Source organism: Pseudomonas mandelii (assembly GCF_900106065.1).
Lineage (GTDB): Bacteria > Pseudomonadota > Gammaproteobacteria > Pseudomonadales > Pseudomonadaceae > Aquipseudomonas > Aquipseudomonas mandelii.
In genome coordinates, this window is the sequence record NZ_LT629796.1 from 2,469,345 (window position 1) to 2,490,025 (window position 20,681).

The following is a 20,681-nucleotide window of genomic DNA, read 5'->3' on the forward strand; positions in this document are numbered from 1 at the left end:
AAATTAAACCTGGTTCAGACGTTCGGCGATAAAAGTGATCAGCTGGCGAGCAATTTTGCTCTTGCTGGTCTGGGCGAAAAGTGTGGCGTGCAGTTCTCGATCGATCACGCTGCAGGCGTTTTCTTCGCTGTTGAAGCCAATGCTCGGGTTGGCGACGTCGTTGGCGACGATCAAATCGAGGTTCTTGTCTTTCAGCTTGCGGGCAGCGTAATCGAGCAGGTGTTCGGTTTCGGCAGCGAAGCCGACACTGAACGGACGGTCGGGGCGGGTGGCGATGGTGGCCAGGATGTCCGGGTTGCGCACCATCTGTAGCAACAAGCCGTCGCCGTTCGTAGGGTCTTTCTTGAGTTTCTGTGGGGCGACGACTTCAGGACGGTAGTCCGCGACCGCTGCCGAGGCGATAAACAGGTCGCAAGGGATCGCGGCTTCGCAGGCGGCGAGCATGTCGCGAGCGCTGACCACGTCGATGCGGGTGACACGATCCGGAGTCGGCAGGTGCACCGGGCCGGTGATCAGCGTGACGCGGGCGCCGGCTTCCACCGCGGCTTCGGCCAGGGCAAAGCCCATTTTTCCGGAGCTGTGGTTGGTGATGTAGCGCACCGGATCGATGTTTTCCTGAGTCGGGCCGGCGGTGATCAGCACGTGTTTGCCGGTCAATGCCTGGCGCTTGAAGCAGTCCGCCGCGCACTGGGCGAGCTCGACGGCTTCGAGCATGCGGCCCAGGCCGACGTCGCCGCACGCCTGGCTACCGGAGGCCGGCCCGAAGGCTTTGATGTCGCGGCTTTCGAGGGTTTGCAGGTTGGCCTGGGTTGCCGGGTCGCGCCACATGGCCTGGTTCATCGCCGGGGCGATGGCGACCACCGCATCGGTGGCCAGCACCAGCGTGGTCAGCAGATCGTCGGCAATGCCTTGGGCCAGACGGGCAATCAGGTCCGCCGTAGCAGGGGCGATCAGCACCATATCGGCCCACTTGGCCAGCTCGATGTGGCCCATGGCAGCTTCTGCTGCGGGGTCCAGCAAGTCGAGATGAACCGGGTGCCCGGACAAGGCCTGCATGGTCAGCGGAGTGATGAACTCGCTGCCGCCACGGGTCATGACCACGCGCACTTCGGCACCCTGGTCGATCAGGCGGCGAACCAGGTCGGCGCTCTTGTAGGCAGCAATACCGCCGCCGACGCCCAGAACGATGCGTTTCCGATACAGCCGCTGCATAGGTCTGCCTTTTATTTCGTTGATGACAGCATGGCGAGACCCCCTCCCCAGGGATGAAATCGCCAGCAAAAAAGATTGGCTACGATATCACAGCGACCGCTATGGAACAGCGGCGCCCACAGACAGGGAAGGTGCTATGAGTATTCGTGATTGGCCGGCGGCGGAGCGGCCGCGGGAGAAGTTACTGGAGCAGGGATCGGCGAGTCTCTCGGACGCAGAGCTGCTGGCGATTTTTTTACGGACCGGTGTGTCCGGCAAAAGCGCGGTGGATTTGGCGCGACACCTGTTGCAGCAATTTGGCAGCCTGCGCACTTTGCTCGAAGCCGACCTTCGGACCTTCAGTGGTGAGCTCGGCCTTGGGCCGGCAAAGTTTGCGCAGTTGCAGGCGGTGCTGGAAATGGCCCGCCGGCATCTGGCAGAGCGGTTACGACGTGATTCAGTGATGGAAAGCCCCCTGGCGGTGCGCGACTACCTCAAGTCGATGCTGCGCCACGAGCCGCATGAGGTCTTCGGTAGCCTGTTCCTGGATTCAAAACACCGGGTGCTGGCGTTTGAGGTGCTGTTTCGCGGCTCCATCGACAACACCAGCGTGTACCCGCGACAGGTGGTCAAGCGCGCATTGGCTCATAACGCCGCCGCATTGATCCTTTGCCACAACCATCCGTCGGGCAATTCCGATCCCAGCCAGGCCGACCGCACGCTGACCAAACGCTTGCAAGAGGCGCTGGAATTGATTGATGTGCGAGTGCTTGACCATTTCATCATTGGTGACGGCGAGCCGCTTTCAATGGCCGAGTATGGGTGGATGTAGGGCTTGGGGACGGGCTTCTGTGGCGAGGGAGCTTGCTCCCGCTTGAGTGCGCAGCGCTCACAGGATCTTCAGGGCCGCTGCGCAGCCCGGCGGGAGCAAGCTCCCTCGCCACAGAGAAGCATTCGCGCAGCGTTTCCAAGCGTTACTTGAGGTTGACCTTGGAGTAATCCTGGCGACCAAACGGGCTGGCCGAGTAACCCTCGACGTTCTTGCGCGTCAACGCGAACGCCGTCGGGTGGGCCAACGGCAGCCAAAGCGCCTGCTGCTGGATCTGCGCCTGGGCCTGTTCGTAAAGCTTGGTACGCACACCTTGCTCGCCGGTGGTCTTGCCGGCGCTGATCAGCTTGTCCAGGTCCTGGTTGCAGTAGCGGGCGAAGTTAGTGCCGGATTTGACCGCGGCGCAGGAAAACTGCGGCGTGAGGAAGTTGTCCGGGTCACCGTTGTCGCCAGCCCAACCCATGAACAGCAGGTCGTGCTCGCCGGCTTTGGCGCGGCGAATCAGCTCGCCCCATTCGATCACCCGTATTTCGGCCTGGATGCCGATTTCCGCGAGGTCCGATTGCAGCATTTGAGCGCTCAGGCTCGGGTTCGGGTTCAGCAGACTGCCGGAAGGTCGGGTCCAGATGGTGGTCTGGAAGCCGTCCTTGAGTCCGGCCTTGGCCATCAATGCCTTGGCCTTCTCGACGTCATGCGGATAACCGGGCAGGCCTTTGGCGTAGCTCCAAGTGTTCGGCGGGTACGGGCCGTTGGCAGGCTCGGCAGTGTCTTCGAACACGGCTTTGACGTAGTTGGCCTTGTCGAAGGCGAGGTTGATCGCCTGGCGCACTTCAGGTTTGTCCAGCGGTGGATGCTGGCTGTTGATGCCGACGAACGCAGTCATGAAGGCGTCAGTCTTTTCCACTTTCAGTGTCGGTTCTTTCAGCGCGGCCTGTACGTCCAGAGGCTTGGGCGACAGGGCGATCTGGCACTCGTTGCGACGCAATTTCTGCAAACGCACATTGGCGTCCGGGGTGATGGCGAAGATCAGCGGGTCCACCGAAGGCTTGCCACGGAAGTAGTCCGGGTTGGCCTTGTAGCGAATCGAGGCATCTTTCTGGAAGCGCGTGAACACGAACGGGCCGCTGCCGATCGGCTGGCTGTTGAGCTTCTCGGGCGTGCCGGCCTTCAGCAGTTTGTCGGCGTATTCCGCGGAATAGATCGAGGCGAAGCCCATACTCAGGGTCGCGAGGAAGGTTGAGTCCGGGTGATCGAGGGTGAAGCGTACGGTCAGCGGGTCCAGTGCGTCGATCTTCTTGATCAGCGCCGGCAACTGCATCGATTGGGCGTGCGGGAAGCCGCTCTGGGCGACCTTGTGCCAAGGGTGCGCCGGGTCGAGCATGCGGTCGAAGCTGAATTTGACGTCTTCGGCGGTCAGCTCGCGTGTCGGGCTGAAGTACTCGGTGCGGTGGAATTTCACCTGTGGGTGCAACTTGAACACGTAGGTCAGGCCGTCGGGGCTGACTTCCCAGCTGTCCGCGAGGCTGGCGACCACTTTGCCGCTGGCGGTGTCGAAGTCCACCAGACGGTTCATCAGCACATCGGCGGACGCGTTGGTGGTGGTCAGCGAGTTATATTGCACCACGTCGAACCCTTCCGGACTCGCCTCGGTGCAGACGCTCAGGGCGGCGGCATGGGCCAGCGGGCTCAGCAGGAGCGGGGCGAACAACAGCGGTAGGGCAGCGAGGCGCATGGTCGGATTCCTTTACAGATCGAAGGCCCATCTGCAAGTGCAGTCTGGAAAAGGCTTACCCTAGTGGGCTCTTTTGCAAATGACTATCTCCTTTTTCATTTTAAGGAGAGTATGTGCGCTTGTTTTCGGTGATGCGGGCCGAGGAAAACCCGAAATCGGTCGGTTGACCGATTCTCTGCGACGAGCGGTCTTAATCGGCCACAGCCTTTATCCAAGGCGCTCGGCGCCCGAAAAATGGGGAATTTATAAAGTCCGCGCACACGGAATGTTGTTGCTCTCCAGTCTTTCTGGTATAAAGCAGCGCTCTTTTCTAGGGGCCCGGTTCCTTCACTGTAGGTGTAGCCGGTAAGACCTCTAAAGAAACGCGGCGCCTGGCGCCAAATGACTGAGAGATTAAGCGGCCAACCCATGCCGGGTTGGGCATGTGGTTTTAGAGGGCTGAGGCATGTCGAGAGTATGTCAAGTTACCGGTAAGGGTCCGGTGACTGGGAATAACATTTCCCACGCAAACAACAAAACCCGTCGTCGTTTCCTGCCGAACCTGCAGCATCACCGCTTCTGGGTTGAAGAAGAGAAACGTTTCGTGCGTCTGCGCGTATCTGCCAAAGGCATGCGTATTATCGACAAGCGTGGCATCACTGTCGTGCTGGCCGAAATCCGCAAAGCTGGCAAGATCTAAGGGAGCTAATCATGCGTGAATTGATTCGAATGATTTCTAGCGCCGGTACTGGTCACTTCTACACTACCGACAAGAACAAGCGTACTACTCCGGACAAGCTCGAAAAGCGCATGTTCGATCCGCGCGTTCGCAAGCACGTGATGTACAAAGAAGGCAAAATCAAGTAATTGATTTTTCCCTCTTACAAAAAAGGCCCGTATCGCGAGATACGGGCCTTTTTTGTTGCCTGCAGGTTACGGGTTGCCTGCGAAGAGGCCGGCCCGGCTAATACAAATCCTCAGGCCTTCTGTTCAAACGCCACATAAATCTTGCGGCACGGCTCCAGCACTTCCCAGGTGCCCCTGAACCCGGCCGGGATCACGAAGCGATCACCCGCACGCACGGTCTTGCTGTTGCCGTCGTTGTCACGCAGCACTGAAACGCCCTGAATGATTTCGCAGTACTCATGCTCGGTGAAGTTCACATGCCACTGGCCAACAGCGCCTTCCCACACGCCCGCATTCAACTGGCCGCAAGGGCTGTTGTAGTGGTTGTAGACCGCTTGCTCGGGGTCGCCCTTGAGGACTTTTGCCGGGTCCGGCCGATAGCGATCGGGTTGGGTGGTGGCCTGGCTGAAGTCGACGATGTCCTGGATGCTCATTGTTGTTATCCCCCGTGATTGCGGCGCGGTTGGTTGGAAAGCCCAAAGTCTATGTTTATTAAAATGAACATCGCAAGGCCGTTTGCCGGCCTTATGTCAAATATATTGAAACTTCACCTGTCGCTGGTTTAGGGTGGCGGTTGCCTTGGGCCGAAAAATCAGGCTGGCTGGGCAGAATTCCTGACAGCGTCAGCGACGATCGTTGGGCGCTCGTATTCAACAAGAGGAGGACACTCGTATGACCACCCTGACTCGTGCCGATTGGGAACAACGGGCTCGCGATCTGAAGATCGAAGGCCGTGCCTACATCAATGGCGAATACACCGATGCCGTCTCCAGCGAGACCTTCGAGTGCATCAGCCCGGTCGATGGCCGTCTGCTGGGCAAGATTGCCAGCTGTGACGCCGCCGACGCCCAGCGCGCCGTTGAAAATGCCCGCGCCACCTTCAATTCCGGCGTCTGGTCGCGCCTGGCACCGACCAAGCGCAAAGCCACCATGATCCGTTTCGCCGGCCTGCTCAAACAGCACGCCGAAGAGCTGGCGCTGCTTGAAACCCTGGACATGGGCAAGCCGATCAGCGATTCCCTGTACATCGACGTTCCCGGCGCGGCGCAAGCCCTGAGCTGGAGCGGTGAAGCCATCGACAAGATCTACGACGAAGTCGCCGCCACCCCGCACGATCAGCTGGGTCTGGTGACTCGCGAACCGGTCGGCGTGGTTGGCGCCATCGTGCCGTGGAACTTCCCGTTGATGATGGCCTGCTGGAAACTCGGGCCGGCGCTGTCCACCGGTAACTCGGTGATCCTCAAGCCATCGGAAAAATCCCCGCTGACGGCTATTCGCATTGCTGCGCTGGCCGTCGAAGCCGGCATTCCGAAAGGCGTGCTTAACGTTTTGCCGGGTTACGGTCACACCGTCGGCAAGGCCTTGGCCCTGCACAATGACGTGGATACGCTGGTGTTCACCGGTTCGACCAAGATCGCCAAGCAATTGCTGATCTACTCCGGCGAATCGAACATGAAGCGCGTCTGGCTCGAAGCGGGCGGCAAGAGCCCGAACATCGTGTTTGCCGATGCCCCGGACCTGCAAGCCGCAGCTGAAGCGGCGGCCGGTGCCATTGCCTTCAACCAGGGCGAAGTCTGCACTGCTGGTTCGCGTCTGCTGGTCGAACGCTCGATCAAGGACACCTTCCTGCCGCTGGTGATCGAAGCACTGAAAACCTGGAAGCCGGGCAACCCACTGGACCCGGCGACCAACGTCGGCGCGCTGGTGGACACCCAGCAGATGAATACCGTGCTGTCCTACATCGAATCCGGCCACGCCGACGGCGCCAAACTGGTGGCTGGCGGCAAGCGCACGCTTCAGGAAAGCGGTGGCACTTACGTTGAACCGACGATTTTCGACGGCGTAAACAATGCGATGAAAATCGCTCAGGAAGAAATCTTTGGCCCGGTGTTGTCGGTGATCGCGTTCGACTCCGCCGAGGAAGCCATCGCGATTGCCAACGACACGCCTTACGGCCTGGCTGCTGCGGTATGGACCAAGGACATTTCCAAGGCGCACCTGACCGCTCGTGCGCTGCGTGCCGGTAGCGTGTGGGTCAACCAATACGACGGCGGCGACATGACCGCACCGTTTGGCGGCTTCAAGCAATCGGGCAATGGCCGCGACAAGTCGCTGCACGCGTTCGACAAATACACCGAGCTGAAGGCGACCTGGATCAAGTTGTAAGCACCACGCAACGAAGATCCCCTGTGGGGGCGAGCCTGCTCGCGATGGCGGTGTGACAGTCAACATCCAGTGTTGAATGTTGTTCCGTTATCGCGAGCAGGCTCGCTCCCACATTGTTTTGTGCGGTGCCAAAAAATATCCACAGGAGCGTGGAACATGCGTTGGGCGACTTATTTCGCCGTGTTGGCGTCTGTCTTGAGTGTTGGCCTGGCCCTGGGGGTCAGCATGCCGCTGGTGTCGTTTCGCCTGGAAAGCTGGGGCTACGGCTCGTTCGCCATCGGTGTGATGGCAGCGATGCCGGCCATTGGCGTGCTGCTGGGGGCGAAGATTTCCAGCCATCTGGCCTCGCGTCTGGGCACGGCCAACCTCATGCGTCTGTGCCTGTGGGCCGGGGCAGTGTCCATCGGCTTGCTGGCGCTGTTGCCGAGCTATCCGGTCTGGCTGGTGATGCGCCTGATGATCGGGGTGATCCTGACCCTGGTCTTCATCCTCGGCGAAAGCTGGATCAACCAACTGGTGATCGAACAATGGCGCGGACGATTGGTGGCGCTGTACGGCAGCAGCTACGCGCTGAGTCAGCTGGCCGGTCCGTTGCTGCTGGGCGTTCTGGGCACCGAACACGATTACGGCTTCTGGGTCGGCGTCGGCTTGCTCATAGCGGCGCCGCTCCTGTTGCTGGGCCGCAGCGGCGCACCGTCCAGTGAGGCTGCCAGCGTGACGTTTGGCGACTTGTGGGGCTTCTGCCGTGGCTTGCCGGCGATTGCCTGGGCGGTGTCGCTGTTCGCTGCGTTTGAAGCGATGATCCTGACCTTGTTGCCGGTGTATTGCCTGCGTCAGGGTTTCACCACGGAAATCGCCTTGGCGATGGTCAGCACCGTGGTGGTGGGTGATGCCCTGCTGCAATTGCCGATCGGCGCGCTGGCGGATCGCTTGTCACGCCGCACTTTGTTCACTGGGTGTGCGGTGGTGTTGCTGCTTTCGAGTCTGGCGATCCCGTTGCTCATCGATACGTTGTTGATCTGGCCGTTGTGGGTGCTGTTTGGCGCCAGCGCCGGAGGATTGTTCACCTTGTCGCTGATCCTGATCGGCGAACGCTATCGCGACGATGCACTGGTGCGAGCCAACGCGCACATTGCGCAGCTGTGGGGCATCGGTTGCCTGATCGGGCCTTTGGCGGCCGGTGCCGGCAGCCAATGGATCAGCGGGCATGCGTTGCCGCTGTTCATGGCCGCGGGGGCGTTCGGGTTGGTGATCTTACTGTCACGCCAAGGCGCGTTCGGTGGAGTTGCCGAACCGGCCTGAAACCCTGCACGAGCATGTGGCGAGGGAGCTTGCTCCCGCTCGACTGCGCAGCAGTCGCCGATCGGAGCCCTCGTTCAGTCTGAATGAACGGGGGCTTCTGGTTTAGGGCCGCTTCGCGACCCAGCGGGAGCAAGCTCCCTCGCCACATTTGATTGATGGAAGCAACGCTACAACATCCGCTCAAGGCCGACCGCCGTGCTGAACCAGGAATTGAAGCGGCGCCATAGACTCCCTGGCTCCTTGGTCAGCGTGTGCATTTTGCCGTCATCCTCCGTCACCCAGACGATCCGGTCATTCTCCAGTTTCACCTGATAGCTCAAGGGCGGCGCCATACCCTCCATGGCCGCTCTACGCACATGCGCGGCGAGTTCGGGGCTGTCCACCAGCACGCCGACTTCGGTGTTCCACAGCACCGAGCGTGGATCGAAGTTGAATGAGCCGATGAAGGATTTCTGCTGGTCGAAGATCATCGCCTTGCTGTGCAGGCTGGAATCGGAACCCCGGAAGGACTTGCTGTAGAAAATATGCGGCCCGCTGCCGCCGCCTTCGCCGGGCTGGCGGCGCAGTTCGTACAGCTTCACGCCATGTTCCAGCAGCGCCCGGCGATAAGGCGCGTAACCGCCGTGCACGGCCGGCACGTCCGTGGCTTCAAGCGAGTTGGTCAACAAACTCACCGACACCCCGGCGTCGGCCCGGCCGGTGAGGTAGACCAACCCCGGCTGCCCCGGTACGAAGTAAGCCGAGATCATGATCAGTTCTTTGCTGACGCCCGTAAGCTCCGGCGCCAGTTGCGTGGTCAGCAACAAATGGGGGTCAGGCTCGCCGTCCGACAAGACCTTGCTCGGTGCATCCCACAGCGCCTGGTTCCAGGCCCAGATCAGCTCCCGGCGCCAGATGTCCATGCGTGGCTTTGTGGTGTAAGTCATCAACTGCTGATAGAGCGCATGATTCTGCTTGCGGGTCTCTTCCAGGGATTCTTCCAGGCGCGTGCGGGTATTTTGCAGGTCCTTTTGCGTCGGTCTGCTCGACAGGAACTCGTCGATCGGTTTGCTCAGCGCGCTGTTCCAGTACTGGTCGAAGCTGTGGCCAAGCTGTTCCGCCACCGGTCCGACGCCGAGCATGTCGATGTCGGTGAAATTCAGGTTGGGCTCGGCATCGAAGTATTCGTCTCCCAGGTTACGGCCGCCGACGATGGCCGCACTGTTGTCCGCCAGCCACAACTTGTTGTGCATGCGCCGATGTTGCAGCGACAGGTTGAACAAGCGGCCCATGGTGCGCGTCACGCCCGTGGCGCGGCCCAGGTGCAGCGGGTTGAACAGGCGGATCTGGATCTGCGGGTGCGCAGCGAGGGTCGCGATGATCCAGTCCAGGCCGTCGCTGGTGGTGTCATCAAGCAGGATTCTCACCCGCACGCCGCGATCCGCAGCCTTGAGTAATTCGTCCGCCAGCATCCGCGTGCTGATGCCGTCATGCACGATGTAGTACTGCAAGTCGAGGCTGCTTTGGGCATTGCGGATCAGCTCGGCACGGGCCATGAAGGCTTCGCTGCTGTTGGACAGCAAGCGAAAGCCGGACCTGCCCTCGTGGGGCGCGGCCTGGGCCTGGATCGAGCGGCCGAACGCCGAATCGCTGGCGGGTAAAGCCTGGCTCGGTTCGCGTTGAACGTCGAAGCTGGCGCAACCGCCCAGAAACGAGGCGAGTAGCAGAAGAGCAAGTAGGGGCTGTCTGACTCTCACGTAGGAACGTTCCGATTGGCGGCAAAGGTCGGTATATGGACGCTGGATTCCTGAGAAAGGTCAGTCGGTGATGTGGTCCGTTTCTGCCAGCAGTTTGATCGCTGCGGCGCCGACCTTGCGCACGGCTTCTTCGATCAGCGGTGTTGGCTTGGCAGCGTAGTTCATCCGCAGGCAGTTGCGGTACTTGCCCGAGGCGGAAAAGATGCTGCCGACGGCAATCTGTACGCCTTGATCATGCAGGGCGCGATTCAGTTTCAGGGTGTCAAAGCCGTCCGGCAGCTCAACCCACAACATGAAGCTGCCTTGCGGGCGACTGGCGCGGGTGCCGGCGGGGAAATAGCGCGTGACCCAGTCGATCATCAGGTCGCGACTGCGTTGGTATTGCGTGCGCATCCGCCGCAAATGCGGTTCGAAATGCCCGGCCTTGAGAAATTCGGCAATCGCAATCTGCGGTTGCGGCGCGGTAGAGCCGGTGCTGATGTATTTCATGTGCAGCACCCGTTCCAGATAGCGTCCGGGCGCGACCCAGCCAATGCGCAGCCCGGGTGCCAGGGTTTTGGAAAAGGAACTGCACAGCAACACGCGGCCGTCTTCGTCGAAGGATTTGATCGTGCGTGGGCGCGGGTAGCTGTAGGAGAGTTCGCCATACACATCGTCTTCGATAATCGCTACGTCGAAGCGCTGTGCGAGCGTCAACAAGGCGCGTTTGCGCGATTCCGGCATGATGTAGCCCAGCGGGTTGTTGCAGTTGGGCGTCAACTGTATGGCCTTGATCGGCCATTGCTCCAACGCCAGTTCGAGCGCATCGAGGCTGATCCCGGTGATCGGGTCGGTGGGGATTTCCAGGGCTTTCATGCCCAGGCCCTTGAGGGTCTGCATGGCGCCGTGAAAGCTGGGCGAGTCCACCGCCACGATGTCCCCCGGCTCGCAAATAGCACGAATGCTGGTGGACAGCGCTTCATGGCAGCCGGTGGTCACCACTAGGTCGTGGGCGGTCAATTGGCACCCGGAATCGAGCATCAGGCGTGCGATCTGCTCGCGCAGTTCGAGGGTGCCGTAGATGTTGTCGTAATACAGACCGGGCATGTCCTGGCGACGGCTGATGCGCGCCAGGTTGCGCAGCAACGGTTTCATGGTCGGCGTGGTGATGTCCGGCATGCCGCGGCCCAGTTGCACGACGTCCTTGCGCGGGACGGCGCGGATCAATTCCAGCACCTGATCCCACTGCGAAATATCCACCGGACGCTGGGCCGGACGGCCGATGGCCGGCAGCTCCGGCAATTCGCGGCCCACCGGTACGAAGTAGCCGGACTTGGGTTTGGGGGTCGCCAGCCCGCTGTCTTCCAGCACGCGATAGGCCTGCTGCACAGTGCTCAGGCTGACCCCGTGCTCGACACTCAACGCCCGCACCGACGGCAGCCGGTCACCGGGGCGATAGAAGCCCTGTTCGATACGGGTGCCGAGCAATTCGGCGAGGTTGACGTAAAGGGTCATGGCGCAGTCTCGATGCGGGTGATTCGGTTAACCAGTACAGATGGGGCTAAATTATCGGATTCAGACGCTGAGTCGAAGAATCTGTATGGGGTTAATACAGTCTCGTTGAATCTGTAATGCTTTTTGCCGTCCGCGCATCATGAAAGCTCTGGCTACCCAAGTAAACAGGAGCAATCAAAATGAACGGCTTGAGCGATGTGCGGCTGACGTTACACAGTCAGGAACTGGCGGCAGGGCAGAAAAACGGTGCGCGCGAGGCAGTCATGCGCAATGCGCCGTCCGGCCTGAGTCGCTGGGGTCTGTTCTGGCATCGTCTGCACACGCGCAAGGCGTTGCTGACGCTCACGCCCGAGCAACTCAGGGATGTGGGGTTGAGTCGGGAGCAGGCGCGGGAGGAGGGGCTTAAGCCTTTCTGGCGGATCTGAGTTTTGCGGTGTTCTGGCGGGCCTCTTCGCGGGCAAGCCTCGCTCCTACAGGGTTAGTGTCGATCTTCCGACCGACGCATAACCTGTAGGAGCGAGGCTTGCCCGCGAAGGCGTCCGCAAAAACGCTACAACTTCCTCAGACCAACTCTTTAAGCCGATGCCACAACATCCCCAGCGCCAACAGCGGCGAGCGTAAATGCTTCCCGCCGGGGAAGGTGATATGCGGGACGCGAGCGAACAGATCAAACCCGCCCCCTTGCTGCCCGCTGATCGCCTCGGCCAACAACCTGCCCGCCAGGTGCGTGGCATTCACCCCATGTCCGGAATACGCCTGGGCGTAATACACATTCGGCTGATCCTTGAGCTGGCCAATCTGCGGCAGTCGGTTGGCGCCGATGCCGATCATCCCGCCCCATTGATAGTCAATCTTCACCCCGCCCAGTTGCGGGAAGACTTCCAGCATCTTCGGCCGCATGTACGCGCCAATGTCCTTCGGGTCGCGGCCCGAATAATGGCAGGCACCGCCAAACAGCAAGCGTCGATCCGCCGAAAGCCGGTAGTAATCCAGCGCCACCCGTTGATCGCAGACCGCCATGTTCTGCGGCAGGAGCGAGTGCGCCAGCTCTTCACTCAACGGCTCGGTGGCAATGATGTAGCTGCCCGCGGGCAGCACCTTACCGCTGAGCTGCGGGTTGAGTTGGTTGAGGTAGGCGTTGCAGCCCAGCACCAGCGTCTTGGCGCGAACCGAGCCTTGGGCGGTATGGACCTTTACTTCGGGGCCGTAATCGATGCGGGTCGCCGCCGAGTGTTCGAACAGCTTTGCGCCCAGCTGCTGTGCGGCGGCCGCTTCGCCCAGTGCCAGGTTAAGCGGGTGAAGATGGCCCGAACCCATGTCGATCAAGCCGCCGACGTAGCGGTCCGAACCCACCACCGAGTGCATTTCATTGGCTTGCAGCAGCCGGGTTTCATAGCGGTAGCCGAGGCTGCGCAGCTCTTCGGCATCTTCGGCGAAACCCTCGAGGTCGCGGGGTTTGTTCGCCAGGTCGCAGTAACCCCAGGTCAGGTCGCACGGAATCTGGAAACGCTCGACACGCTGGCGGACGATTTCCACCGCTTCCAGGCCCATGAGTTTCATCTGGCGCACGCCTTGCGCACCGATCACGTCGGTGAACTGATCGAGGCCATGACCGACGCCGCGAATCAATTGCCCGCCATTGCGTCCGCTGGCACCCCAGCCGATCTTGTGCGCTTCCAGCAAGATCACGCTGAGGCCGCGTTCGGCCAGCTCAAGCGCCGTGTTCAGCCCGGAAAACCCGCCACCGACCACGCACACGTCCGCCACCAGATCGCCTTGCAGCACCGGATGATCGGGCTGCGGCAGGCTGCTGGCGGCGTAGTAAGAGGCAGTGTGCTGGGCACGGGCATTCATGTGAGCGTCCCTGATTCGTGTGTCTATAAAATTTGACGGAGCATAAGCCGGACGTTCCGGCGCGGGCAACATTGGTCGGTTCGTGCTGTCTGGATCGCGGCTTTTGCGTCAGAATCCCGGTCTATTCCGCTTTGGGTCACCGCTTCGATGAGCTGCAACAGCCAGAAAATCCGCACGCTTCGCCAGCAGATCCCCTCGTTCGAGTGCGTGCCCGGCTGCCATGACTGCTGTGGACCGGTGACCACCTCGCCGGAAGAAATGTCCCGCCTGCCGCGCAAGACCCGGGCCGAGCAGGATGCGGCGATGGATGAGCTCAACTGCGTGCACCTGGGCCCCAATGGCTGCACGGTGTATGACGAGCGGCCGCTGATCTGCCGGTTGTTTGGGACCACCAAGACCTTGCCGTGCCCGAATGGGCGGGGGCCCGTGGAGCTGATTCATCCGCGGGTGGAGAAGCAGATTCATGAGTACATGGCGTCGACACGCCAAGTGCTCGTGTGATCGTTCCCACGCTTCGCGTGGGAATGCCTCAACGGACGCTCCGCGTTCGGCTCTGGATGGGACGCAGAGCGTCCCGGGCTGCATTCCCACGCAGAGCGTGGGAACGATCGGCAACAGACACCACAAAGTCTCAATCCGGAATCGGCAGGCACAAACTCTCTTTCACCTCTTCCATCACGATATAGCTCTTGGATTCGCGCACATGCGGCAGCTTGAGCAGGATGTCGCCCAGCAGCTTGCGGTAGGAAGCCATCTCGGAAATCCGCGCCTTCACCAGGTAGTCGAAATCCCCCGACACCAAATGGCACTCCAGCACATGGGGCAGTTTCAGCACCGCACGTCGGAACTCTTCGAAAGTGTCGCCGGATTTGTAGTCGAGGCTGATCTCGACGAACACCAGAAGACTACCCTTGAGGTGCTGCGGATTGAGCCGGGCGTTGTAGCCCATGATGATCCCTTCGCGCTCCAGGCGCCGGACCCGCTCGGTACACGGAGTGGTCGAGAGCCCGACCTTTTCCCCAAGCTCGGTGAAGGAGATGCGTCCGTCCGCTTGCAGGATCCGCAGGATGTTGCGGTCGATCTTGTCCAGCTCACGTTTGGTCTGAGTGTTGGTACGCATAGGGGATGCGCCTCCGTGAAAAGGGTTTTTGCCGAGAATTCTCGCCAAATATAGGCAGTTATATAGTGAAAAGCACTGCCTAATCTTTTTTACACTGCGCACATCAATGCTCTACAACTACGAACGTCAGCGGCAAGCCGCGATGAGGGATATGAAAATGCGCGTTATGGTCTTGGGTAGCGGCGTCATCGGTACCACCAGTGCTTATTATCTGGCGCGTGCCGGGTTCGAAGTGGTGGTGGTGGACCGTCAGCCGGCCGCTGCCATGGAGACCAGTTTCGCCAACGCCGGGCAGGTATCGCCGGGTTATGCCTCGCCGTGGGCCGCGCCGGGCGTGCCGCTCAAGGCCATCAAGTGGCTGTTGCAGCGCCACGCACCGCTGGCGATCAAGGCCACCGCCGACATCGACCAATACCTGTGGATGGCGCAGATGCTGCGCAACTGCACCGCCAGCCGTTATGCGGTGAACAAGGAGCGCATGGTGCGTCTGTCCGAGTACAGCCGTGACTGCCTCGACGAACTGCGCGCTGAAACCGGCATAGCCTATGAAGGCCGCAGCCTCGGGACGACCCAACTGTTCCGCACCCAGGCTCAACTGGACGGCGCGGCGAAAGACATCGCTGTTCTGAAAGAGTCCGGCGTGCCGTTCGAACTGCTCGACCGCGCTGGCATTGCCCGCGTTGAGCCGGCCCTGGCCAGCGTCACTGATATCCTCGCCGGTGCCTTGCGCCTGCCGAACGACCAGACTGGCGACTGCCAGATGTTCACCACTCGCCTGGCCGAAATGGCCGTCAAATTGGGCGTGGAATTCCGTTTCGGCCAGGACATTCAGAAGCTCGACTTCGCCGGTGATCGCATCAACGGCGTATGGATCGACGGCAAGCTGGAAACCGCGGATCGCTACGTGCTGGCACTCGGCAGCTACTCGCCGCAACTGCTCAAGCCACTGGGCATCAAGGCCCCGGTGTATCCGCTCAAGGGTTACTCCCTGACCGTGCCGATCACCAACCCGGCGATGGCTCCGACCTCGACCATTCTCGACGAGACCTACAAGGTCGCGATCACCCGTTTCGACAACCGCATCCGCGTCGGCGGCATGGCTGAAATAGCCGGTTTTGACCTGTCGCTGAACCCGCGTCGGCGCGAAACCCTGGAGATGATCGTCAACGACCTTTATCCTCAGGGCGGCGATCTGGCCCAGGCGAGTTTCTGGACCGGTCTGCGTCCGACCACTCCGGACGGCACGCCCATCGTTGGTGCCACCCCGTTCAGCAACCTGTTCCTGAACACCGGTCACGGCACGCTCGGCTGGACCATGGCGTGCGGCTCCGGCCGTTTGCTGGCTGACCTGATGGCGAAGAAAACGCCGCAGATCAGCGCCGAAGGCCTCGATATTTCCCGTTACGGCACAAAACTTCAGGAGTCCGCAAAACATGTCAATCCAGCGCCAGCTCACCAATGAGCGCATGAGCCAGATCGTTGTCCACAGCGGCACCGTCTATCTGGCAGGGCAGGTCGGCGACGACATGAATGCCGGGATTGAACAGCAGACCCGTGAAACCCTCGCCAATATCGAGCGTTTGCTCGATCTGGCAGGCACCGACAAGAGCCGTTTGCTCTCGGTTACGATTTACCTGAAAGACATCGACGCGCATTTCGAAGGCATGAACGCGGTGTGGGACAAGTGGCTGCCAAAAGGCGTCGCCCCGGCCCGCGCGACCGTTGAGTCGAAGCTGTGCGAACCGCAAATCCTGATCGAGCTGTCGGTCGTCGCCGCTCTGCCGTAAGCCTGTCAGGACGTTAGAAAGATCCCTCTTCCGGTGCTGTTGGCGGTTCACGCCGTCAGCCAGCGCCGGTTTTTATTCCCATGACCGCCTAGAAGTCTGCCGCCATGCGTCCAGCCCGTGCCCTGATCGACCTTCAAGCCCTGCGTCACAACTACCGGATCGCCCGTGAAACCACGGGGGCCAAGGCCCTCGCCGTGATCAAGGCGGATGCCTACGGCCATGGCGCGGTGCGTTGCGCCCAGGCGCTGGAAGCCGAGGCGGACGGATTTGCCGTGGCTTGTATCGAAGAAGCGTTGGAGCTGCGCGCGGCTGGCATTCGGGCGCCGGTGTTGTTGCTGGAAGGTTTTTTCGAAGCCGATGAGCTGTCGCTGATCGTCGAGCATGATTTCTGGTGCGTGGTGCATTCGTTGTGGCAGCTCGAAGCCATCGAGAACGCCGCGTTGAGCAAACCCATCACGGTCTGGCTCAAGCTCGATTCCGGTATGCACCGGGTTGGCTTGCATCCAAAGGATTATCACGCGGCGTATCAACGGCTGCTGGCCAGCGGCAAGGTGGCGAAGATTGTCTTGATGAGCCACTTCGCCCGCGCCGATGAGCTGCACGAGCAGGCCAGCGCCGAGCAGGTCGCTGTGTTTGAAGCGGCACGTAAAGGTTTGTCGGCCGAGATCAGCTTGCGCAACTCGCCGGCGGTACTCGGTTGGCCGCAGATTCCGAGCGATTGGGTTCGCCCGGGCATCATGCTCTACGGCGCCACGCCGTTTGAAGAAGCCAACGCCGTGGCCTCCCGTTTGCAGCCGGTGATGACCCTGGAATCGAAAGTGATCTGCGTGCGTGAACTGCCGGCCGGCGAGCCGATCGGTTATGGCGCCAAATTCATCACCCCCAAGCCCATGCGCGTCGGGGTGGTGGCCATGGGTTATGCCGATGGTTACCCGCGTCAGGCACCGACCGGCACGCCAGTGTTGGTCGCCGGGCAGCGCAGCCAGTTGATTGGCCGGGTGTCGATGGACATGCTCTGCATCGATCTGACCGATGTACCGCAGGCCGGCCTGGGTTCGACCGTTGAGTTGTGGGGTAAAAACATCCTCGCCAGCGACGTGGCCGCCGCCGCTGACACGATTCCCTATCAGATCTTCTGCAACCTGCGCCGGGTGCCAAAGCTCTATTCCGAGGGTTAGCGGTCAGCAGTCCGTACCGGAAGTCGCTTCGCTGAACAGGATTCAGGCCAAAGTGTTGTAAATACTGAACGCTGTCGCCATGATAACGCTCAATATTTCTACAACCTGAATCTTGGAGGCGCAAGCTTGGACGTCGGTGAACGACTGCAATCCATCCGTAAGCTCAAAGGTCTTTCCCAGCGTGAGCTCGCCAAGCGCGCGGGCGTCACCAACAGCACGATTTCCATGATCGAGAAGAACAGCGTCAGCCCCTCGATCAGTTCGCTGAGGAAGGTACTGGGCGGGATTCCCATGTCCATGGTCGAGTTCTTTTCCGAAGAAATCCTGCAGGAAAAACCGACGCAGATCGTCTACAAGGCCAACGAGCTGATCGATATTTCCGATGGTGCAGTGACCATGAAACTGGTCGGTCGGGCGCATCCGAGCCGGGCTATCGCCTTCCTCAATGAAATCTACCCGCCTGGCGCCGACACTGGTGACGAGATGCTCACCCATGAGGGCGAGGAAACCGGCATTTTGGTGGAAGGCCGACTGGAACTGGTGGTAGGCCTCGAAACTTTTGTGCTCGAAGCGGGGGATAGCTACTACTTTGAAAGTACCAAGCCACACCGTTTCCGTAACCCGTTCGATGCGCCGGCGCGACTAATCAGCGCAGCCACGCCCGCGAATTTCTAAGAGAAGAGGCGTCCTGCCAGCATGGCGGAGGCACCCGAACCGTTTTTCCATTGCGCAACAAGACCCCTTCGACTTTGGGGTTGTTTCAGTGTGACGGGGTTACCGTTATACTTGCGCCCGCCTGCGAACCGTGGCCGTAGGCGTGACTAGCCACCATTGAGGGTGAACGCGTGAATCTAATTATGAAAATGCTGGCCGTACCAGCAACCGTATTGGCCCTATGGGCAGTCAGCGCACAAGCAGCGACCAACGACGATATTGCTAAACGCCTTGAGCCAGTCGGCCAGGTTTGCGTCCAGGGTCAAGAGTGCAAGGGGATGGAAGTTGCTGCTGCTACTGGCGGTGGCGGTGCCAAGGCGCCTAAAGATGTGATTGCAAAACATTGCAATGCTTGCCACGGAACCGGCCTGCTGGGTGCGCCGAAAATCGGCGACAAGGCTGCCTGGAAAGAGCGCGCCGATCACCAGGGCGGCCTAGACGGCATCCTGGCCAAAGCCATTACCGGTATCAATGCGATGCCGCCTAAAGGCACCTGCGCCGACTGCTCCGACGACGAGCTGAAGGGCGCCATCAAAGAAATGTCCGGCCTGTAACACGCCAGCATCTTCAGCGAAAAAGCCGCTTACGAGCGGTTTTTTTGTGCCTGCGATTTTCCTTGGGGACTATTCTTTGCAGTAAAGGCCCGGCAAGCTCGGTCCAACCCCAATTCACGGAATGTAAGGGAGGATCAGATGGTGCAGCTGTGTTCTATCGAGCAGGCGGTCGATGACGTATTGGCGCGGTTGCCAGCGCATATCCGCATGGGCCTGCCCCTGGGCCTGGGCAAACCCAACCACTTCGTCAACGCGTTGTTCCAGCGCGTCGCGCAACTGCCCGACCGGCAGCTGACGATCTACACTGCCCTGTGCCTGGGCCGCCCGGCCTTGGGCGACGGTTTGCAAAAGCGCTTCCTCGAACCCTTCATCGAGCGGGTGTTTGGCGATTATCCGGAGCTGGATTTTCTCGCCGGACTTCACAAAGACAGCCTGCCGGCGAACATTCACGTCCATCAATTCTTTATGCAGCCCGGCAGCCTGCTGCATAGCGAATCGGCCCAGCAGGACTACGTCAGCAGCAACTACAGCCACGCCGCGCGGGACATCAACGCCGCCGGTTTGAACCTCGTGGCGCAACTGGTGGCCAGCCACGCCGAACACCCGGATCGTCTGAGCCTGAGCTGCAACCCAGACATCACCCTCGACCTGTTTCCGATGATCGCCAAGCGCCGGGCGGCGGGAGAGACGATCCTGCTGGTGGGCCAGGTGCACAACGATTTGCCCTACATGCCCGGTGACGCCGAAATAGGTATCGACACCTTCGACCTGCTGATCGACGAGAAGGACAACACCACACTGTTCTCCACGCCGAACATGCCCGTGGGTTTTCAGGATCACTTCATCGGCTTGCACGCCAGTACGCTGGTGCGCGATGGCGGCACCTTGCAGATAGGCATCGGTGCCATGGGCGATGCCCTGACCGCAGCGTTGCTGGCGCGTCAGGCCGACAATGCCGGTTACAAGGCGTTGCTGGCGGATATCAATCTCAGCCAGTGGGCGCAGTTGATCGACCGCGAAGGCGGCATCGATCCGTTCGCGAAGGGCCTTTACGGTTGCAGCGAAATGTTCGTCAACGGCTTGCTGGTACTGGCCGATGCCGGAATCGTACGGCGCAAGGTCTACCCGGACGTGCCGACCCAGCAACAAGCCAATGCCGGCACTCTCGACGAAGCCGCGCAAACCGATGGCATCTCGGTGCATGGCGGGTTCTTCCTCGGGCCGCGCAGTTTTTACGAGCGCCTGCGCGAGCTTCCGCAAAGCAAGCGACTCGAATTCAACATGACCCGCATCAGCTACATCAACGAGCTCTACGGTCAGGAAGAACTCAAACGCTTGCAGCGCCTGGACGCGCGCTTCATCAACACCGTGTTCACCATGACCCTGCTCGGCGCGGGCGTGGCCGATCAGCTCGAAAGCGGGCGAGTGCTGAGCGGCGTTGGCGGGCAATACAACTTTGTTGCTCAGGGCCATGCGCTGGAGGGCGCGCGGTCGGTGCTGCTGTTGCGCAGCTGGCGCGAGGCGGGCGGTGAGGTCAGTTCGAACATCGTCTGGGAATACGGCCACTGCACGATCCCACGGCATCTGCGGGACATCGTGGTCACCGAGTACGGCATCGCCGATCTGCGCGGCAAGACCGATGCGGCGGTGATCGAGGCATTGCTGAATATCAGCGACTCTCGCTTCCAGCCGGGGTTGATCGAGCAGGCGCAGAACGTTGGCAAATTGCCGAAGAATTTCCGCATCGATCCGCGTTTTGCCGACAACAGCCCGGAGCGTTTGCAGGCGATTCAGGCGTTGCATCCGAATTTGTTTCCGGAGTATCCGCTGGGGTGTGATTTCACTGCGGTGGAGAGGGATTTGTTGCGGTCGCTGAACTGGTTGAAGAGCAAGTTCAAGCTCTCGGAGATTCTGGAGTTGGGCAAGGCTGCACTGGATGCGCCGGAGCCTGCGGCGTTTCCCGAGCATCTGGAGCGGATGCAGCTGACCAACCCGGAAGGGCTGAAAGAGGACCTGTTTCAGCGGCTACTGCTCACCGGCCTCAAGGCCACCGCGCCATAACAGCCACTCCAAAACCACTGTGGGAGCTAGCCTGCTCGCGAATGCTGAGTATCAGTCGACATCATCGTTGACTGATCC

General features: G+C 60.7%; 20 protein-coding genes. 13 read left to right on the top strand and 7 right to left on the bottom strand.

Annotation, left to right across the window (positions count from 1 at the left end):
• Positions 1-3: 3 nt before the first annotated feature.
• Entirely contained in the window at positions 4-1,212 is a 1,209-nt protein-coding gene (gene coaBC, locus BLU63_RS11125) for a bifunctional phosphopantothenoylcysteine decarboxylase/phosphopantothenate--cysteine ligase CoaBC (RefSeq protein ID WP_010465198.1), read from the bottom strand.
• Between the two features lie 136 nt (positions 1,213-1,348).
• Here coaBC and radC point away from each other — a divergent pair, with 136 nt between their 5' ends.
• Positions 1,349-2,023, top strand: coding sequence for a RadC family protein (radC, locus tag BLU63_RS11130; RefSeq protein WP_010465196.1), 675 nt, complete (start codon positions 1,349-1,351; stop codon positions 2,021-2,023).
• A 142-nt stretch (positions 2,024-2,165) separates the two neighbouring features.
• Here the strand turns inward: radC and BLU63_RS11135 are convergent, their stop codons facing one another.
• The gene (locus tag BLU63_RS11135; protein WP_083375463.1) at positions 2,166-3,752 is read right to left on the bottom strand and encodes an ABC transporter substrate-binding protein; all 1,587 of its coding nucleotides are present in this window, start codon (positions 3,750-3,752) and stop codon (positions 2,166-2,168) included.
• Between the two features lie 445 nt (positions 3,753-4,197).
• Between BLU63_RS11135 and rpmB the strand changes: the two genes are divergently transcribed.
• The gene (gene rpmB, locus BLU63_RS11140; RefSeq protein ID WP_007894701.1) at positions 4,198-4,431 is read left to right on the top strand and encodes a 50S ribosomal protein L28; all 234 of its coding nucleotides are present in this window, start codon (positions 4,198-4,200) and stop codon (positions 4,429-4,431) included.
• Positions 4,432-4,442: 11 nt separating this feature from the next.
• Complete coding sequence (gene rpmG / locus BLU63_RS11145) at positions 4,443-4,598, top strand: 50S ribosomal protein L33 (protein ID WP_008150173.1); 156 nt, start codon at positions 4,443-4,445, stop codon at positions 4,596-4,598.
• A gap of 110 nt (positions 4,599-4,708) precedes the next feature.
• Here rpmG and BLU63_RS11150 read toward each other — a convergent pair whose 3' ends face one another.
• Entirely contained in the window at positions 4,709-5,071 is a 363-nt protein-coding gene (locus BLU63_RS11150) for a cupin domain-containing protein (protein WP_010465187.1), read from the bottom strand.
• 238 nt (positions 5,072-5,309) lie between these two features.
• Between BLU63_RS11150 and BLU63_RS11155 the strand changes: the two genes are divergently transcribed.
• Positions 5,310-6,803 (top strand): aldehyde dehydrogenase, encoded by a 1,494-nt coding sequence (locus tag BLU63_RS11155; protein WP_010465185.1) that lies wholly within the window; start codon positions 5,310-5,312, stop codon positions 6,801-6,803.
• Between the two features lie 156 nt (positions 6,804-6,959).
• Positions 6,960-8,105 carry an MFS transporter gene (locus BLU63_RS11160; protein ID WP_010465183.1) on the top strand — a complete coding sequence of 382 codons (1,146 nt, stop codon included), beginning with the start codon at positions 6,960-6,962 and terminating at the stop codon, positions 8,103-8,105.
• Between the two features lie 167 nt (positions 8,106-8,272).
• Here BLU63_RS11160 and BLU63_RS11165 read toward each other — a convergent pair whose 3' ends face one another.
• Together BLU63_RS11165 and BLU63_RS11170 are read right to left on the bottom strand one after the other, a co-directional pair.
• Positions 8,273-9,841, bottom strand: coding sequence for a phospholipase D family protein (locus BLU63_RS11165; protein WP_042932478.1), 1,569 nt, complete (start codon positions 9,839-9,841; stop codon positions 8,273-8,275).
• A 60-nt stretch (positions 9,842-9,901) separates the two neighbouring features.
• A complete protein-coding gene (locus tag BLU63_RS11170) occupies positions 9,902-11,335 on the bottom strand; it encodes an aminotransferase-like domain-containing protein (RefSeq protein ID WP_010465180.1) in 1,434 nt (477 codons plus the stop codon).
• A 179-nt stretch (positions 11,336-11,514) separates the two neighbouring features.
• Between BLU63_RS11170 and BLU63_RS11175 the strand changes: the two genes are divergently transcribed.
• Positions 11,515-11,760 carry a DUF1127 domain-containing protein gene (locus tag BLU63_RS11175; protein ID WP_010465178.1) on the top strand — a complete coding sequence of 82 codons (246 nt, stop codon included), beginning with the start codon at positions 11,515-11,517 and terminating at the stop codon, positions 11,758-11,760.
• A gap of 136 nt (positions 11,761-11,896) precedes the next feature.
• Here BLU63_RS11175 and BLU63_RS11180 read toward each other — a convergent pair whose 3' ends face one another.
• Positions 11,897-13,189, bottom strand: a complete 1,293-nt coding sequence (locus BLU63_RS11180) for an NAD(P)/FAD-dependent oxidoreductase (protein ID WP_083375464.1) — start codon at positions 13,187-13,189, stop codon at positions 11,897-11,899.
• Between the two features lie 147 nt (positions 13,190-13,336).
• Between BLU63_RS11180 and BLU63_RS11185 the strand changes: the two genes are divergently transcribed.
• Positions 13,337-13,690 carry a YkgJ family cysteine cluster protein gene (locus tag BLU63_RS11185; RefSeq protein WP_007947437.1) on the top strand — a complete coding sequence of 118 codons (354 nt, stop codon included), beginning with the start codon at positions 13,337-13,339 and terminating at the stop codon, positions 13,688-13,690.
• Positions 13,691-13,820: 130 nt separating this feature from the next.
• Here the strand turns inward: BLU63_RS11185 and BLU63_RS11190 are convergent, their stop codons facing one another.
• Positions 13,821-14,309: an Lrp/AsnC ligand binding domain-containing protein gene (locus BLU63_RS11190; RefSeq protein ID WP_010465173.1), complete on the bottom strand. Its 489-nt coding sequence runs from the start codon at positions 14,307-14,309 to the stop codon at positions 13,821-13,823.
• Between the two features lie 157 nt (positions 14,310-14,466).
• On the opposite strand from BLU63_RS11190, the gene dadA reads away from it, so the two are divergent.
• The 6 genes from dadA to BLU63_RS11220 all read left to right on the top strand — a co-directional run bounded on the left by dadA (position 14,467) and on the right by BLU63_RS11220 (position 20,603).
• The gene (gene dadA / locus BLU63_RS11195; protein WP_010465171.1) at positions 14,467-15,771 is read left to right on the top strand and encodes a D-amino acid dehydrogenase; all 1,305 of its coding nucleotides are present in this window, start codon (positions 14,467-14,469) and stop codon (positions 15,769-15,771) included.
• Positions 15,743-16,096 (top strand): RidA family protein, encoded by a 354-nt coding sequence (locus BLU63_RS11200; RefSeq protein WP_010465169.1) that lies wholly within the window; start codon positions 15,743-15,745, stop codon positions 16,094-16,096. Before dadA ends, BLU63_RS11200 begins: the two co-directional genes overlap by 29 nt.
• A 104-nt stretch (positions 16,097-16,200) precedes the next feature.
• Positions 16,201-17,274 (top strand): alanine racemase, encoded by a 1,074-nt coding sequence (gene alr, locus BLU63_RS11205; protein WP_083375465.1) that lies wholly within the window; start codon positions 16,201-16,203, stop codon positions 17,272-17,274.
• A 126-nt stretch (positions 17,275-17,400) separates the two neighbouring features.
• The gene (locus tag BLU63_RS11210) at positions 17,401-17,949 is read left to right on the top strand and encodes a cupin domain-containing protein (RefSeq protein ID WP_007947433.1); all 549 of its coding nucleotides are present in this window, start codon (positions 17,401-17,403) and stop codon (positions 17,947-17,949) included.
• A 182-nt stretch (positions 17,950-18,131) separates the two neighbouring features.
• Positions 18,132-18,542 (top strand): c-type cytochrome, encoded by a 411-nt coding sequence (locus BLU63_RS11215; protein WP_083375466.1) that lies wholly within the window; start codon positions 18,132-18,134, stop codon positions 18,540-18,542.
• 138 nt (positions 18,543-18,680) lie between these two features.
• A complete protein-coding gene (locus BLU63_RS11220) occupies positions 18,681-20,603 on the top strand; it encodes an acetyl-CoA hydrolase/transferase C-terminal domain-containing protein (RefSeq protein WP_083375467.1) in 1,923 nt (640 codons plus the stop codon).
• Positions 20,604-20,681: the final 78 nt, after the last annotated feature.